This is a genomic window from Alteromonas gracilis, assembly GCF_002993325.1.
Classification (GTDB): domain Bacteria; phylum Pseudomonadota; class Gammaproteobacteria; order Enterobacterales; family Alteromonadaceae; genus Alteromonas; species Alteromonas gracilis.
Window position 1 is genome coordinate 302708 of the sequence record NZ_PVNO01000024.1, and the last position, 15127, is coordinate 317834.

At 45.4% G+C, this 15127-nt stretch carries 13 protein-coding genes; 4 read left to right on the forward strand and 9 right to left on the reverse strand.

Features of this window, described 5'->3' with window-relative positions:
• Nucleotides 1–98 precede the first annotated feature (98 nt).
• From C6Y39_RS08355 to C6Y39_RS08365, 3 genes are all read left to right on the forward strand, one after another.
• Entirely contained in the window at nucleotides 99–422 is a 324-nt protein-coding gene (locus C6Y39_RS08355; RefSeq protein ID WP_105930805.1) for a hypothetical protein, read from the forward strand.
• Between the two features lie 125 nt (nucleotides 423–547).
• Complete coding sequence (locus tag C6Y39_RS08360) at nucleotides 548–1891, forward strand: AmpG family muropeptide MFS transporter (RefSeq protein ID WP_105930806.1); 1344 nt, start codon at nucleotides 548–550, stop codon at nucleotides 1889–1891.
• Between the two features lie 87 nt (nucleotides 1892–1978).
• A complete protein-coding gene (locus tag C6Y39_RS08365; protein WP_105930807.1) occupies nucleotides 1979–4165 on the forward strand; it encodes a hybrid sensor histidine kinase/response regulator in 2187 nt (728 codons plus the stop codon).
• 16 nt (nucleotides 4166–4181) lie between these two features.
• Here C6Y39_RS08365 and C6Y39_RS08370 read toward each other — a convergent pair whose 3' ends face one another.
• The 7 genes from C6Y39_RS08370 to rppH form a co-directional block, all read right to left on the reverse strand.
• Nucleotides 4182–5156 (reverse strand): sensor domain-containing diguanylate cyclase, encoded by a 975-nt coding sequence (locus C6Y39_RS08370; RefSeq protein WP_105930808.1) that lies wholly within the window; start codon nucleotides 5154–5156, stop codon nucleotides 4182–4184.
• Nucleotides 5153–6220 carry a response regulator gene (locus C6Y39_RS08375; protein ID WP_105930809.1) on the reverse strand — a complete coding sequence of 356 codons (1068 nt, stop codon included), beginning with the start codon at nucleotides 6218–6220 and terminating at the stop codon, nucleotides 5153–5155. Before C6Y39_RS08375 ends, C6Y39_RS08370 begins: the two co-directional genes overlap by 4 nt.
• 9 nt (nucleotides 6221–6229) lie before the next feature.
• A complete protein-coding gene (locus C6Y39_RS08380; RefSeq protein ID WP_105930810.1) occupies nucleotides 6230–7063 on the reverse strand; it encodes a thymidylate synthase in 834 nt (277 codons plus the stop codon).
• 18 nt (nucleotides 7064–7081) lie between these two features.
• Nucleotides 7082–7885, reverse strand: coding sequence for a prolipoprotein diacylglyceryl transferase (gene lgt / locus C6Y39_RS08385; protein WP_105930811.1), 804 nt, complete (start codon nucleotides 7883–7885; stop codon nucleotides 7082–7084).
• 4 nt (nucleotides 7886–7889) lie between these two features.
• Entirely contained in the window at nucleotides 7890–8696 is an 807-nt protein-coding gene (locus tag C6Y39_RS08390; RefSeq protein WP_105930812.1) for a sulfite exporter TauE/SafE family protein, read from the reverse strand.
• Between the two features lie 3 nt (nucleotides 8697–8699).
• Nucleotides 8700–10991 carry a phosphoenolpyruvate--protein phosphotransferase gene (ptsP, locus tag C6Y39_RS08395; RefSeq protein ID WP_105930865.1) on the reverse strand — a complete coding sequence of 764 codons (2292 nt, stop codon included), beginning with the start codon at nucleotides 10989–10991 and terminating at the stop codon, nucleotides 8700–8702.
• Nucleotides 10992–11074: 83 nt separating this feature from the next.
• The gene (gene rppH, locus C6Y39_RS08400) at nucleotides 11075–11617 is read right to left on the reverse strand and encodes an RNA pyrophosphohydrolase (RefSeq protein WP_105930813.1); all 543 of its coding nucleotides are present in this window, start codon (nucleotides 11615–11617) and stop codon (nucleotides 11075–11077) included.
• A 112-nt stretch (nucleotides 11618–11729) separates the two neighbouring features.
• Between rppH and mutH the strand changes: the two genes are divergently transcribed.
• Nucleotides 11730–12407, forward strand: a complete 678-nt coding sequence (gene mutH, locus C6Y39_RS08405) for a DNA mismatch repair endonuclease MutH (protein ID WP_105930814.1) — start codon at nucleotides 11730–11732, stop codon at nucleotides 12405–12407.
• A gap of 21 nt (nucleotides 12408–12428) precedes the next feature.
• Here the strand turns inward: mutH and C6Y39_RS08410 are convergent, their stop codons facing one another.
• Together C6Y39_RS08410 and C6Y39_RS08415 are read right to left on the reverse strand one after the other, a co-directional pair.
• Complete coding sequence (locus tag C6Y39_RS08410; RefSeq protein WP_105930815.1) at nucleotides 12429–13508, reverse strand: helix-turn-helix domain-containing protein; 1080 nt, start codon at nucleotides 13506–13508, stop codon at nucleotides 12429–12431.
• A 59-nt stretch (nucleotides 13509–13567) separates the two neighbouring features.
• Entirely contained in the window at nucleotides 13568–15073 is a 1506-nt protein-coding gene (locus C6Y39_RS08415) for a CYTH domain-containing protein (RefSeq protein WP_105930816.1), read from the reverse strand.
• Nucleotides 15074–15127: the final 54 nt, after the last annotated feature.

Below are 15127 nucleotides of genomic sequence, written 5' to 3' on the forward strand. Positions count from 1 at the left end.
ACCTAGGTTAATAAGACAAATTATCAATTAGCTTAGCGAGTGAAAATTGCGAATTGGACTATACTTTAATTTAGTAAACAAAGGCGGTTGAGTTACTTGTGAATGTTCAGGAATTTGTAGATAACAAAGCGAAACAGCTATGTTTCTATTTGAGAGCATTTTGGCAAGATGAGCTTCCTATTGAGGAGTTGGAGCTATTTTTTTGGGATAGCATGGAGGAATGGGGTCAAATTGAATTTACGTTAACCCAGCCCTACACTCAAAAGGAACGCGTTTTTTGGCATTTACTGCATCAAGTACATTATTGGAATGAAGATAAGCTTAGACAAGATCGTTTTCTTGTTGACGAGCTTACAAACTGCGTCAATTTCTTGGAAGGTTTAGGGCACTGTCCACTCGACTGTGTGGGTGTTCGTCCTTAACACCGTTCCCGTTGTGGTTTTTCTCAAACCCACAAGATACGTTGCTCTCTACTCATATACCGCTCCCTTTAGCCTGCTATTGCTAGGTGTTATTAGCCAAGTATTGTTGCTAAACAATGTGGTTCATGGCTCAATACGCTTTTGAGTTACTTCCCAGGGCTGAAGTTTTGCTAACCGCTTTAAAGACTTTCAATGACAAGCGCTATCTGAGTATTTTTCTGTTTGGTATTTCCAGTGGCTTTCCATGGATAATGATTGGCTCAGTACTTTCAGCCTGGTTAAAAGATGAGGGGCTCTCTCGTTCCGCCATAGGACTCTTTGGAATTATTTTTGCCACTTACTCCTTTAATTTCTTATGGTCTCCCCTGGTCGACAAGGTTAAGCCGCCTTTTTTAGGTCAACGCAAAGGCTGGATTTTCGCGATGCAGTTATGCATTGTGCTTTTGTGCCTCGGTATGTCTCAACTAACTGCAACTTACGATTTGTACTATGTCGCGTTTGTAGGCTTACTGATCGCTATTGCGTCTGCTACGCAAGACATCGCCATTGACGGCTTCCGTATCGATTGCATAGATAAAGACGACAAGGATGGATTGTCTGCAGCGTCTTCGATGGCAACGGCTGGGTGGTGGACTGGCTATGGCGGGCTTGGCGCAATTCCATTTTTTCTCGCCGATTTAACCGCCTGGTCTTGGCCTGACATTTACCTGCTGTTAGCGGCAATTATGGCGTTATTAATGTGTGCAACCCTAATAGCCAATGAACCTCTCATTGACAGGGAAGCCTTGCTTCAAAAAATCACTCACAAGACGAATAGCTCTCCCGTTGTTTACTGGGTTAGAACTACACTTGTCACACCGTTTTCGGAATTTTTTAGTCGTAATGGCGTTAAGCTCGCAGCATCTTTTTTACTTTTTATTTTTCTATTCAAAATCGGCGAGGCCTTTCTTGGTCGAATGAGTATCGTTTTTTATAAAGAAATTGGCTTCTCTAACAGCGATATCGCGACATATTCAAAACTGCTCAACTGGTGGGTAACGATTATTTTTTCTCTATTAGGTGGCCTTGTTAATATTCGCTATGGCATATATCGGGGGCTTATGACTGCCGGTGTGGCAATGGCCGCGTCAAACCTTCTCTTTGCGCTTATTGCGCAAACAGGTCCTTCTACTTCTCTACTAGCGGTAACTGTAATCGTTGACGGCTTTACGGGCGCATGGAGCACCGTGGCGATGGTCGCCTTTATATCGCTGTTATGTAACCGGGCCTTTAGCGCTACACAATATGCACTAATGGCATCGCTGAGCGTTGCAGGGCGAACGTTGGTTGCCTCTAGCAGTGGTGTAGTCGTAGACAGTTTGCACGGTGACTGGAGCTTATTTTTTATTCTAACTGCCGCAATGGTAATTCCAAGCCTCTGCTTCTTATATGCTATTCGCCACCATATCAACCGGGTTGAAAGAGGGTAATTTAATCTTAATGCCTTGCAAGTTCCCAAGTGTTATCTACATTTAAACTAAGGGTGTAGTTTTAAAACTAGCTACCAAGGAAGAATATTGAGTGCAGCCAAGGTTGACCATGTAAAGAGCAAACCATTAGCGAAAGTCCTGAAGTTTACTTTACTAAAAGTAAACGTCATCGCAGGGCTTATTGCGCTGATCACCGTTACCTTTTTGATAAGTCTCGTTAACCAAGAGAAACGCATCGTAGCGAGCCTGACAAAAGGGCACGCCATTGAAGCTGACATTCTTGCTGCTGAGCAGCACATCAACCGCTACAATCTTCGTAATTTCGCTGACTCCCCTACTGCAACGGCATCGTTTAATAATCTTAAACTACCATTAAGCGTAGCCCATCAGAACTTACGTCTTTTCTTTGAGACCGAACTAGGTATCTCCGAAGCAGGCCGTATCTTGGATGAGGATACCTTTTTAGCAATATCTCGTAATTTAGGCAATGGACCAAGCGAGCAAAAGGCTGTCGATGTGCTTAATCTAGTACATACTCTCGTGAAGAGCCCGCCGAATATAGCAGCACGTTACGACACGAGTGGATTGACCCTACTTCCTCTGATGACGTTCATCCAAGACCGCGAAAGCGCTAACTTCAATGAATTACAAGGCCTCTACAGTCGCTTCTATCTTACCCTCATCGTCGGCGTTATAGCGCTGTCATCGTGGTACTTTGTGGCTTGGTTAATCTACAAAAGACATACACGTAGTGGCCGCCATAAGTTTAGTAAGTCAAAGTTAAGAGTGACCCCAATAAACGATGACTCCGAGATGCAAAATAAAGCGTTTTTGCAGCTTATTAGCCATGAGTTTCGCGCACCGATAAGCGCAATAATCAGTGCACTTGAGCTTATTCCGAACATGGAGTCTAAGCGTTCTCATTTAATTCAACAGGCAGAGCAGTCCAGCTATCGATTACTTAACCTTACGAATAATCTGACTGAGGTTCTTGCGAATAAAGCCGACGATGACCTTCAATTAACCAAAATTGATTTAATAAGCCTGCTTGATGAATGTATTTCACCTTTTTCAGTCCAAGTAAAAGACAAGAAAATCGAATTTAATATGCACTGCAGTCACAGCGTACCCCAGTATGTAAATACGGATCCTATTGCTATTTCAAAGGTGATAACCAACATACTTGATAACGCAGTCAAGTTTACTACCAATGGGCTAATTGATGTTGCCATTACAACCCAAGTCAAAAAACGAGAAATATTCTTAGTCGTCGTTATCAGCGATACGGGAATAGGCATTGATGATGTCACTCAGAAACGCATGTTTGAGAGGTTCTATCGCGGCGAACATGCCAACGTTCGGCGTTATCCTGGCGCAGGTATTGGGCTATCTATTGCAAGCAAATGCATCGCTAAACTTGGTGGGGATATAGAAGTTTCAAGCACAGTAGGCGTAGGTTCAGAGTTTAAGATTTTTATCCCCCTTAACCCCGTCGAAATTAAACAGCCAGCAGTGGAAACCCCGTCTAACGCCAAGTTTGCGGTGGTTGACGATCTCGAAATCTCACGGCTACATTTACAAGCTATTATTACCTCTGAGGGTTTTACAGCACGTACGTTTTCATCGGGTGCAAACCTTTTAAACCTTCACGATGAAATATTGCAGTTCTCCGGAATTATTGTCGACCTTTATATGCCTGGGATGAATGGCCTTGAACTGGTAAAAACTTTACGAGCGATATACAGAGAAAGGGTTCCGCCCATAATCGTATTATCAGCCACACCGGATATTGCAAATATCATCGCTACTAGCGAACTGCCGGTCTACCAAGGCTTTGTAAAGCCAATCGACCGAAACAGGTTTGTAGATGCGCTTCGTCATCTAACCACAAATAGCAAAAATGCAGTGCCCGATGAGAAAAAGGCACGAATATTAGTTGTTGAAGATGAGCCTATAAATGCTGAATTGGTCGAATACATGCTTCAATGTATGGGGCACGAGGTGACTGTAAGTTACACGGGCGATGATGCTATTAGCAGAGCCAATGAAACCGCCTTTGACTGTGTTTTACTCGATATTAACCTGCCAGACATTAGCGGTTTGGAGGTTGCGAAAATACTGAAGGAAGGCCGTCCCGACCTTCCTATCATCGCATTAACAGCAAATGCACATCGCGACGATAAAGAAGCCTCTTTACGTTCGGGTATTCGTTACCATCTTGTAAAACCTGTAACCTTTCAAGAGCTTAAAAATACGCTTCGCTTGGCACTTTAATAGTGCTGAGCCGGTTTTATTCGTAAATACAGTATTGGTTTCGGCCGCTTTCTTTTGCTTTATAAAGCGCTTGGTCTGAACATTCTAACCAGGCCATCGCACTTTTAAAGTCTGCAGAGAATTGAGCAAGGCCAAGACTAACAGTGAAACTTATCGACTCTCCTTCATGCTCAACCGTTAAACGCTGTGCGAGTTGGCGAATTCGCTCTGCAACGGCTCTCGCATCTTCTACCGTGGAATCATTCAACATGATAGCAAACTCTTCCCCGCCATATCGTCCTGCTAAATCGGTTTCCCTTACACAACGCTTTATTAGCGCTGCAAGCATTTGAATAACTTTATCACCGGCTTGATGACCGTAAGTATCGTTAATGCGCTTAAAGTGATCGATATCCAACATGAGCGCTGTACTTGGTTTACCTCTACGAACGCACAGCTTATACATCTCGTCAAAGCGTTCTTGCCAATAGCGACGGTTAAAAAGCCCGGTGAGACCGTCAACGCGACTCGCTGTTTTCAGCTCTTCGTTCAGGTGCTCCATACCCAACTTGCCTAACGCTTGCTCAGTTACGTCGTATACAAGCATACAAAAGCGTTCAACTCGGCCATTATTTTCTACAATAGGAAAAATGGTCACGTTTTGATACATAAACTCGGCGGCGCAAGTAACGGGGCGATTACAGGTAAACTTGAATAAGAAAGGACGCTGCTCCCATATAATGAAGACAGGGCTTTTCAAATTGAAGACCGGGTCGATTTTCGTTCTCAGCCATGCCTCATCTATCTCAGAAAAATGAGAAAAAATGCTGCCGCCAATCACTGACTGTGCTTTTTTAGCGCTGTGGTTTTCTAAAAACTTGTTCCACACGTGTACTGTAAAATTACGGTCAAGTACCGCAATTCCAACCTCTATGGAATCAAGTAATTCCAGGGGAACCTGAGAAGCCGTACCTTCCGTGTTCTGGGTCAACGTTTTTGTTGAAGCATTCATAGACTTTCCTTGCCACCGTTAGCGTCCATTTCATCACTTAATAAGCGTTCGTAAACGTGATTCATGGCATCTCCGGGAAAGAGCAGCAGTAAATCAAACGAGATATCCCTTGCTTTAATGGCATACCCAATCTCTATGGCCATTAGCTTGCCCCACCGGTGCACATTATCACTCAACAACGCTGACAAACCTTGATGTTGACCAAGCAACACTGGGTGAGTGTGACTGAATGCTACGTTTAACTGTTCAGACAAACCGTTCAAGCACGCACCGATAAGGATATTAGACACGTCCATAAGCGCTTCTAACGCTAATTTATCAGACGACGCTGAAGGCGGGTATTTTAGTAGGTCAACGATGTTTTGAGAGTTGGTGTCATTGAAGATCACCAGTGCTTCACCACTTATGCCCTCGCTGATAAATCCCTTAGAAACCGCTGACACGCTCTCGTTTCGGTTTATCTCAGCCACCGCCATAGAGAGTTCGTTGCTCTCTATAAGGTTTACATTCGGGATAGGTAAATCAATGAATTCACCCAGTAGTTCAGCGAGGTTTTCCCCTGCTCGCCCCATAGCGATGTTCACCATTTCCCTACAGGCGTCTAATTTATCTTCGTTGCTTGTCGGTTCATCTCGTGTTTGAGGCGCATCATTTTTTTGCACTGTGTTTAAACGAGCACCTGACGAATGACCTTCACCACTGTAGATACCGTAAGACGATAATATATGGCTGAGCTTTTCGTTATCGATGGGCTTTCTGATAAAATCTAATGCACCAAGCGCCAGCATTTTTTCTCGTGCTTGTGCCTGCACATCACCCGACACAACGATTACCAAACACGGTAAGTCGAACTTACGGATAGCTTCCATTGTTTGATAGCCATCCATAACCGGCATATTGAGATCTAAAAAAACGACATCTCCTTTACCTTCTCGAATAAGCGTTAGCGCCTGTTCACCATTTTCAGCAAAAGAAACATCCACATCCCAATTATCAGGCAAACTACGCGCCATTTGACGCCTTGCGAAACCCGAGTCGTCGCAAATCAATATTGGAGTACTCATGGTAACGCCTTAAACTGCGACGGGGGCTTTAATGTGTGGATGTGACTGGTAGTTTTTTAGCGTGAAGTCGTCAAAAGAAAACCCAAAGATGTCTTTAACTTCCGGGTTTATTTCCATTGTTGGACGTGCAAACGGCTCGCGGCTAAGCTGCAGCTCGACCTGTTCAAGATGATTTGAGTACAAGTGCGCATCACCTAGCGTATGAATGAAATCACCGGGCTCCAGATCGCAAACTTGGGCAATCATCATGGTGAGAAGTGCATAACTTGCAATATTAAATGGCACGCCCAAGAAAATGTCGCCGCTGCGTTGATACAGCTGACAGCTTAGCTTTCCGTCAAGCACATAGAACTGGAACAGCGTGTGACAAGGGGGCAGCGCCTGTTTACCCATTGCCGCATTTTCTTTTGGAGAATAATTGGTGTCTGGCAAAACCGCTGGATTCCACCCGCTCACGATAAGACGTCGAGAGTCAGGGTTGGTCTTGATTTGCTCTACCACTTCTGCGATTTGATCTACCGACGTACCATCGCCGCGATCCCAACTGCGCCACTGTTGACCATAAATAGGGCCAAGCTCACCCTCATCAGTTGCCCATTCATCCCATATTTTCACGCCATGCTCTTTTAAATAGGCGATGTTAGTCTCGCCTTTTAGAAACCAAAGCAGCTCATGAATAATTGATTTAAGGTGGCACTTCTTCGTGGTCACCAACGGAAAACCTTCTTGGAGGTTAAATCGCATCTGATAGCCAAATACACTTAACGTACCCGTACCAGTTCGATCTTCCTTTTTCACACCCGTATCACGTACATGGCGCATTAATGCGAGATATTCTTTCATCGTTATTCTTATATTTATTTACTGTTCAACACGGTCTTTTCCACGCATATATGCGCGTACTAATAATCCTATTCCTAAAGCAATCATAGGTAAACAAAGAAGTTGTCCTTGGCTTAGGCCCATTTGATATAAGCCAATATGCGCGTCGGGCTCTCTGAAAAACTCAACGATAAAACGGAAGCTTCCGTAGCCTAATAAGAACAAACCACTGACTGCCCCTACTGGGCGCTTTTTAGCAGAATAAAGCCATAAAATGATAAAGAGTAAAACCCCCTCTAGCGCAAACTCGTAGAGCTGAGAGGGATGGCGAGGCACATTACCCGCATTGGGAAATATAACCGCCCATGGCACATCGGTACTGCGCCCCCAAAGCTCTGCGTTAAGGAAGTTTCCAATTCGCCCTGCACCTAACCCAATCGGTACAAGTGGCGCGACGAAGTCCCCTAATCTCAGGAAAGTCGTGTTCATACACTTCGCTCGCCAAAACAGCGCCGCCAATACTCCAAGTAATCCACCGTGGAATGACATACCGCCAGCCCAAATCTTAAAGAGATACAGCGGGTCGTCGAGGAACATGCCAAACTGATAAAAGAATACGTAACCGATACGGCCACCTAAAATAACGCCAACAAAGCTCCAGAAAAGTAAATCGCTTAGCTGCTCGCGACTCCAATTCGTTTGTGACAGGCGCTTTTGTGCCAATAGATAGGCGGCGATGAAGCCCACAAGGTACATTAGACCGTACCAACGAACACTTAACGGGCCCATACTGAAGATAACGGGGTCGATACTGGGGAATACCAGATAACTGCTCTGTTCCATTACTTTATTCAATTCCTAAAATCATTCTAATACTTACGAGAACCAGCAAGCATGCCAACATCGCTTTCAATATGCGAACGTTCACGCGCTGTCCAAGCTTCGCGCCAATATTTGCGGTGAACATCGAGGTAGCAACAATACCAGCTGTAGCGGGTAAATAAACATATCCTAAACTGTGTTCTGGTACATCTATCGCATTCCACCCTGCAATAACAAAACTAGTGGTTCCAAAGACCGCAATAACTAAGCCGCAAAAAGCAGCACAGCCGATAGCCGCGCGTACATTAACACGAAACCATACTAGAGCAGGCACCAACAATGCACCACCACCTATGCCCATCAACGCACTTAGCAAACCAGCACCACCTCCTACGACGGATAAGGTGCCGTTAGACGCTTCGTTTTCGGACGCTTTTTGTTTCCCGAATATCATTTGCAGTGCAATTAAAATAACTAGTACGGCAAAAATATCCTTTAAGAGCTCACCGGATATATGACTTGCCACCTGTGCGCCTATAATAGCGCCAACGGCAATGCCCAAGCCCGTGTAAAGCACCACTCTACGTTGAATATTACCGAGTTTGTAATGAGCGAGCGCCGAGGACATGCCCGTAAAAATAATGGTTGAAAGCGAAGTAGCAATAGCAACCGGCATGACAGTTTCAGTGGTCATTCCCATAAAGTGAATGAGCAAATACGACAGTGCAGGCACGATAATAAGACCACCGCCAATGCCAAGCATTCCCGCGAGAATGCCAACAACGGAGCCTAGAATCAGGCAACTGACTATGATAACAACGAATGGGTCCATTCCTTAGGCACCTGCTCGGATAAGGCCTCCAAGGCCCTTTGTTTCAAGATATTTATTCAAGTGCACAAAGACTTCTTCTTGATTCACTGAAGTAAGTGCCAGCGAAAGTAATTGCTTACACTCATCTAACGTGACTTTTCGAATAAGCCAGTTGATCTTCCTTAAGTTAAAACCATTCATACTCAATCGGCGGTATCCCATCCCCATTAGCAGTAATGCGCCAGCAGGCTCACCGGCAATTTCGCCACAAATAGTCACCGGCACCTGATTCTGATTAGCTTTTTGCACCACATCGTAAAGCGCACCTAATACCGCAGGATGATAACTGTTGTAGAGACCTGCTACTCGCGTATTGTTTCTATCTACCGCTAGTAAATACTGGGTTAAGTCATTGCTGCCTACCGAGAAAAAGTCGACGTGCTTGGCCAATTGAGGTAATTGATAAAGTACAGAAGGTACTTCAAGCATGATACCTAACTTAGGTTTGTTCAGGACCTCTCCTGACTCAGCTATTTCATCAGATATCTCGTAAAATGCCTGATTAATAAGTCGCTTTGCCTCTTGCACTTCAGACACGGTGGAGATCATGGGCAGCATTATTTGTAGGTTACTTAGCCCTACGCTTGCTCGAAGCATAGCGCGTACTTGAACCAAGAAAATTTCGGGATGATCCAACGTTAGACGAATACCCCGCCACCCCAGAAATGGATTTTCCTCGCTGATTGGAAAATAAGGTAATGGCTTATCACCTCCCACGTCCAAGGTACGCATAGTGATAGGTAATGTGGGCGCAGCCTCTAACACTTGGCGATATAATTCGACCTGCTCTTGTTCTGAGGGGAACCGCTCTCGAAGCATAAACGGGATTTCAGTTCTATAAAGCCCTACACCAGCACCAATTTGCTCAGCGTTTAATTCAACTTCAGCAGATAGGCCAGCATTGATATAGAGCGACATTCTGCAGCCATCTACGCTTTCACACGGTTTATCAGCCTCTGCATCAATCTTTTCGGCGATCGCCGACTCTTCTTCAATGAGCTGAATAAACTCTGTTTTTATGTTGCGCTCAGGGGAAATAATGACTTCACCAGAGTAGCCATCAAGCAGAATTTCTTTGTCTTCCAAAAGCGCTGGCGTTACATTTTGACAGCCCATCACGGCGGGCACGCCCATAGCTCTTGCTAAAATTGCAGCGTGAGAGTTGTTAGAACCACGAATAGAAATAATGCCCTGGAGCTTGTCTCTTGGAAACTCGGCAAGCATTGGCGCTGAAACCTCATCAGCCACCAAGATACTGGCTTTTGTGATGACCTTCTCTGTGACTTTCTGACCGTTAGCTTCATACAAAATGTTGGCTAATATACGGTCTGACAAGTCAACAATATCAATGGCACGCTCTTGCATGTAGGGGTCGTCCATCGCACGAAAACGAGCAGCATAGCTTTCTATGACCATTTTCAGTGATGAGGCCGCATCCCAACCTTCGCGAATTTTTTCCTCAACCTCTCTTCCCAAACTATTTGCATCGAGCAGGTGATGATATAGCTGAAATATAGACTTAACGTCATCGGGAATGGCGTCATCAAGTCCATTAGACAATGCGTCCACATGGCCTCGCGTTACCTCAACCCCTTTGCGGTATAATTGAATTTGATCTAACGGAGAATCAGTCCGTTTTACCACCCAGTTTTTCAGGTTAATTGACTTGTCTAGCGACACCCCTTTACCAATCGCTAAGCCTGGCGAGCCTGCAATGCCCCGCACATTTTTTTGTCGGGCAGTGTTGTCATTGGAATTTGAGAGTGTCAGCGCACCGCGAATATCGGCATTAGTGATTTCCAACGCTAGCTGCGCGGCCAGAGTAACCAAGAACGCCTCTTCATCTTCGCTGAAGCGTCGCATTTCAGCCTGCTGGAGCGTAATAACGCCAAGCACACGCCTTTGATTGATGATGGGTGTGCCCAGAAACGCGTTGTACTTTTCTTCTTTTACTTCGGGGTAGTGCTTAAACCTGGGGTGGCTGGGTGCATCAACAATATTGAGAGGTTCCTCTCGTTGTCCTACAAGACCAATAAGCCCTTCAGAGAAACCAATGCGAACTTGCTCTACGGCGTCTGGGTGAAGACCGTCGGTAGCTTTGAGTATGAACTCTTGCGCCTCGTAGTCAGCGAGATATATGGAACAAGAGTCCACATTTAGCGTTTGCTTAACACGCGAGGCAAGCCGGAATAACGCCGTATCGAGTGCAGAAATCTGACTAATTTCCTGCACGATACGTTTTAATGTAGTTAGCATTGCGCCTTGCTGGCTTTGAGGGCTCACCGGTTACTCCTTGTTCACTCGCTGCTTACACCCGCGCATAGCAATCTTCCGCATGTTTAGCCGCGCCTGCGCTTTTTGCCACGTTTGTGTGGCACTACGTTTTGGCGTTGTGGTGGACGATGCTGCGCAGACATGACCACAGGCGAGAACTCTTTCATTACTCGTCTGTAAACGTCTCGCTTAAACGATACAACGTTTCTTATCGGATACCAGTAACTTACCCACCTCCAGTCATCAAACTCTGGATGACGCGTTTTGAGTACATTGACATCTCGCTCGTTGCAATCAAGCTGCAACAAGAACCATTTTTGTTTTTGCCCTATACAAACAGGGTTGCTGCCCTGACGAATTAATCGCTTAGGCAATTTATATCTCAGCCAGTTGCGGGTAACACTTAAAATAGTGACATCTTTCGGTGTCAGCCCTACTTCTTCGTGAAGCTCGCGGTACATAGCTTGTTCGGCAGTTTCCCCTTCATCAATTCCGCCTTGAGGGAACTGCCATGAATGTTGACCATAACGTCTTGCCCAAAATATTTGACCCATTTTGTTGCAAATCACTATGCCCACATTCGCACGGAATCCATCGGCATCTATCACATAGACTCCCGGGCACACTATACTGTTATATGTTTTCATTCTTCCATAAACTATGCTCCAATCATAGCTTTAATGTTCGCCATCGCCGCTCAAATAGGAAATAACGACATTTATGCAGCCCCCATCATCTCCGCCAACGTCATCAGAAAGCCTTTTACAGCGGTGTCATGCTATTGCTGGTTTGTCATTGGGAGAGTTAGCCGAGATGGCAAATATCGCTATTCCAGCTAATCTTCAGCGCCACAAAGGCTGGCCAGGCATGCTCATAGAGAAATGGCTAGGGGCGAGTGCAGGCTCTAAACCTCAGCAAGACTTCCCTGAGCTGGGTATTGAATTGAAAACTATACCTATTGACGCTAATTTTTCGCCATTAGAAACAACATATGTATGTTTTGCTCCGCTGCTCATGCCCCCTGGCATTACATGGGAAACTTCAAATGTGCGCAATAAATTACAGCAAGTTTTGTGGTTACCTATTGAAGGAGATAGAGCCATTCCGCTTGCGCAGAGAAGGGTCGCTACCGGTTTTTATTGGCGGCCCAACGTGCATGAAGATGCGCTGTTACGAAGCGACTGGGAAGAATTAGTTGAGCAAATTTCCACAGGACAGGTTGAGACGATCACCTCTCGTCAGGGTGTAGCGCTGCATATCCGGCCGAAAGCCGCGAACGGCAAAGTGCTCACAGATGCGTTAGGGCAAGAAGGTCAGCGCATAAAAACACGCCCGCGAGGGTTTTATTTGCGTAAGACATTTACCCACCAGATATTGTCAAACGCCTTTGGCGGTTAGCGATGGCAGCGGTCGTGCCACCTATTTTAGCGTTGTCGTATCGAGGTGCTTTACCAAATAGTCGCTCAGAAACTTTTCTGAGTTCACCCCAATGCGCTTTGCAACTGCTTCAAGCTTGGCGTCACTGCGCAGCAACACGTTTTTCGCGTATTCGAGGCGATAGTGGAAAATAAACCGCCTGAAGTTTTTACGATCTGTCAGCTGTAAGGCCAATGCTAGTGATGTGGGGTCAATGTCAGCCCCCTTACAAAATTCATCTAGCGTTAAAAATCGCTTTTTGTACGCTTTTGAACCTATGGTGTAGCGCTCTGCCTTAGAAATAACACTACTATTCTCATAAGGTGACGCCTTACCTTCATCTAGCCGTTCATAGTCTAAAGGCGACGGCGACGTGCGTCGTATGAACGTTAGCGAAAACAGCACGACCAATAGTGCTGTACCTATCATTAAATGATGAAAGCTTTCCCAAAACGGTACAGGGAAAAAGCCAAACGTAGCGGCAGTAACAAGCAAAATACTCATAAATGCCACTCCCACTAAACTTCCCATCACGCCAGCCAACTTGGGCATTTTTAGGTTTTTAATATCTACAGCCTGCTCTGGAAGATGCCTGTGATACATCTGAATATGCTCAGTAATTAAGATACCTATCAGCAATACGCTAAATCCAGTTAACAGCGACGCGATATAAGCAGGCCATAGCAGTAATGGCTGACCCGTGGGGGAAGCTGAGAGCCACTGCTGTTTGTCTTCAATGGGGATTAAAAGCACGGTGCTCTGAAATACAGCGGTAATAACCACTGGCCACCACAATCGCTTTCTTGATGAGGGGTAAGCCAATAACATGGGCTTAATTGCCCGATAGCAACAGGTGACAGCTATAACTGCAAACACGTCTGATAAACCATAAACAAAAGCAAACTCGGTAGCTGAAGCTAGGCGCAACCATTCATCTAGCATGAAAAGAGGCCAGCAAATAAAAGCAACGCTCAGCCAGCGCTTATTGCGTAATCCCTCTTTTCGCAAGATTAAACGTGCTAGCCCGAATACATAAATGCCTATCGACGCGTAGAGAATGTAACTAAAAATAGCTGAGGTCATCAGCGCCCTCCATCCATGAGATTTACACTGCCTTCTGGAAACTTACCCATTTAGCCCGGCTACCAGTATATGTCGCGTTGCATCGCAACAGAACGCGTTCGTTCCATAATACGAATAAGCGTAGACAGTTTTTCCGCTGTCCATTTACGCACTTCATTGTGAGAATCAACCTCGGCATCATCTATCGACTGCTTCAGCATCAAGAGTGCGTTGAGCTCATCAATACCGGTAAGCAGATCTAGCCAGGGAGCACGAAAATTTCCGCGCTCTTCCACAAACAAGTCGCCTAAAAGAAACCCACTCCATAGAGTCTGCCTAAGCACAATTTCGACCGCGCTATAGTTAACAGGTCCCATGGTCTTGCTAAGCGGCATGCTTTGTTGAACTGTCTGCCATCCCTGCGACAACCACCCTTTTGCGTGCTCAAGCACAGGATGGTCGAAGCCTGTCGCCTCACTTTGCCAAGGTTTGTTTTGTATTAGGCTGATGGCCAAGAGTTTGATATCAGTCGCTTCGTTGTCAAAAAACAACTTTTCGGGCTCATGAGCATGCATCAACCCTGCCTGACGCCCTTGAAGATAACTAACCACAGCGGGATGCTTGCTCAGTGTTTTACTAAACATGCTTTTCTTAGAAAGCAGATAGCGAAGGCTCTGCAAATCATCTTGCCATCCCCACTTTCCTGCATGAGCCACTAGCTTTTGATGCAGGGTTAATAATTCTGGACATTGCAACACCGGGAGATAAAGCGATACGCTTTGTAGCAGCAGTCGAACGCTTTTCGCAACTTCCCCAAGCATTTTAATGGACCCGCTTTCACAAAACACATGTTCATGATGCTGCCAATGGGCCAATGCGGTTTGTACAGCATGACAAAACGCGTCTTCTGTTGTGGTACTCTCTTCTAGTGGGAGAAAGTCCGGTAAATGACGTATTTTTGCATTGAAGCCGTGGAGTAGTTGATAGCCTTGTGCCGCTTTAGAGACATCGCTAAGCCTTACAGGCATATTGTTATTTATTAGCGCAGCCAGCGAAAACAGACTGTTTATATTGCCAGACATTAACTCAAGCTCTATCTCGTTAATCGATGAACTGGCCTTTTCTGTTGTCGCCTCGCCACAATCCAGCACGATTTCAACAACGCTATCGTCGATAGTGACCACGTAAGCATTTCGCGTGAAATGGGTACTAAATTGCTTTGATAAGCTGGCATTTTTTACAGTTATATCCCAGCCCTGCGGCCACACGTTATTATCGAACAAGGCCAAATCAGGACGTGAGTTTTCCAAGGCAACGTTATATTCCATACGTTTGTGTAAGCCGCCGCTTACTACACCGTTGGTTTTCAAGGTTTGCTCGTACTCACCGTTATTTCCACGAACTCTAAACCCCATTTTATTATTTTGAAAGTCGAGTTTATCCGTGTCGTAGTAGTCGTTTTCCAATCGCATTTCGCGATGTGAATTGACGTTTATACTGTGGTTTTCAAAAAGAGGGAGGACCCGTTGAGTAAACGCTTGGTGAGCATTGTCACCTGTTACAAATTTTAATTCTATTTCTGACATGGTTGCGCAAGGCACAGCTTATGATGCTGACACCATACCTCTGTCACATACTTT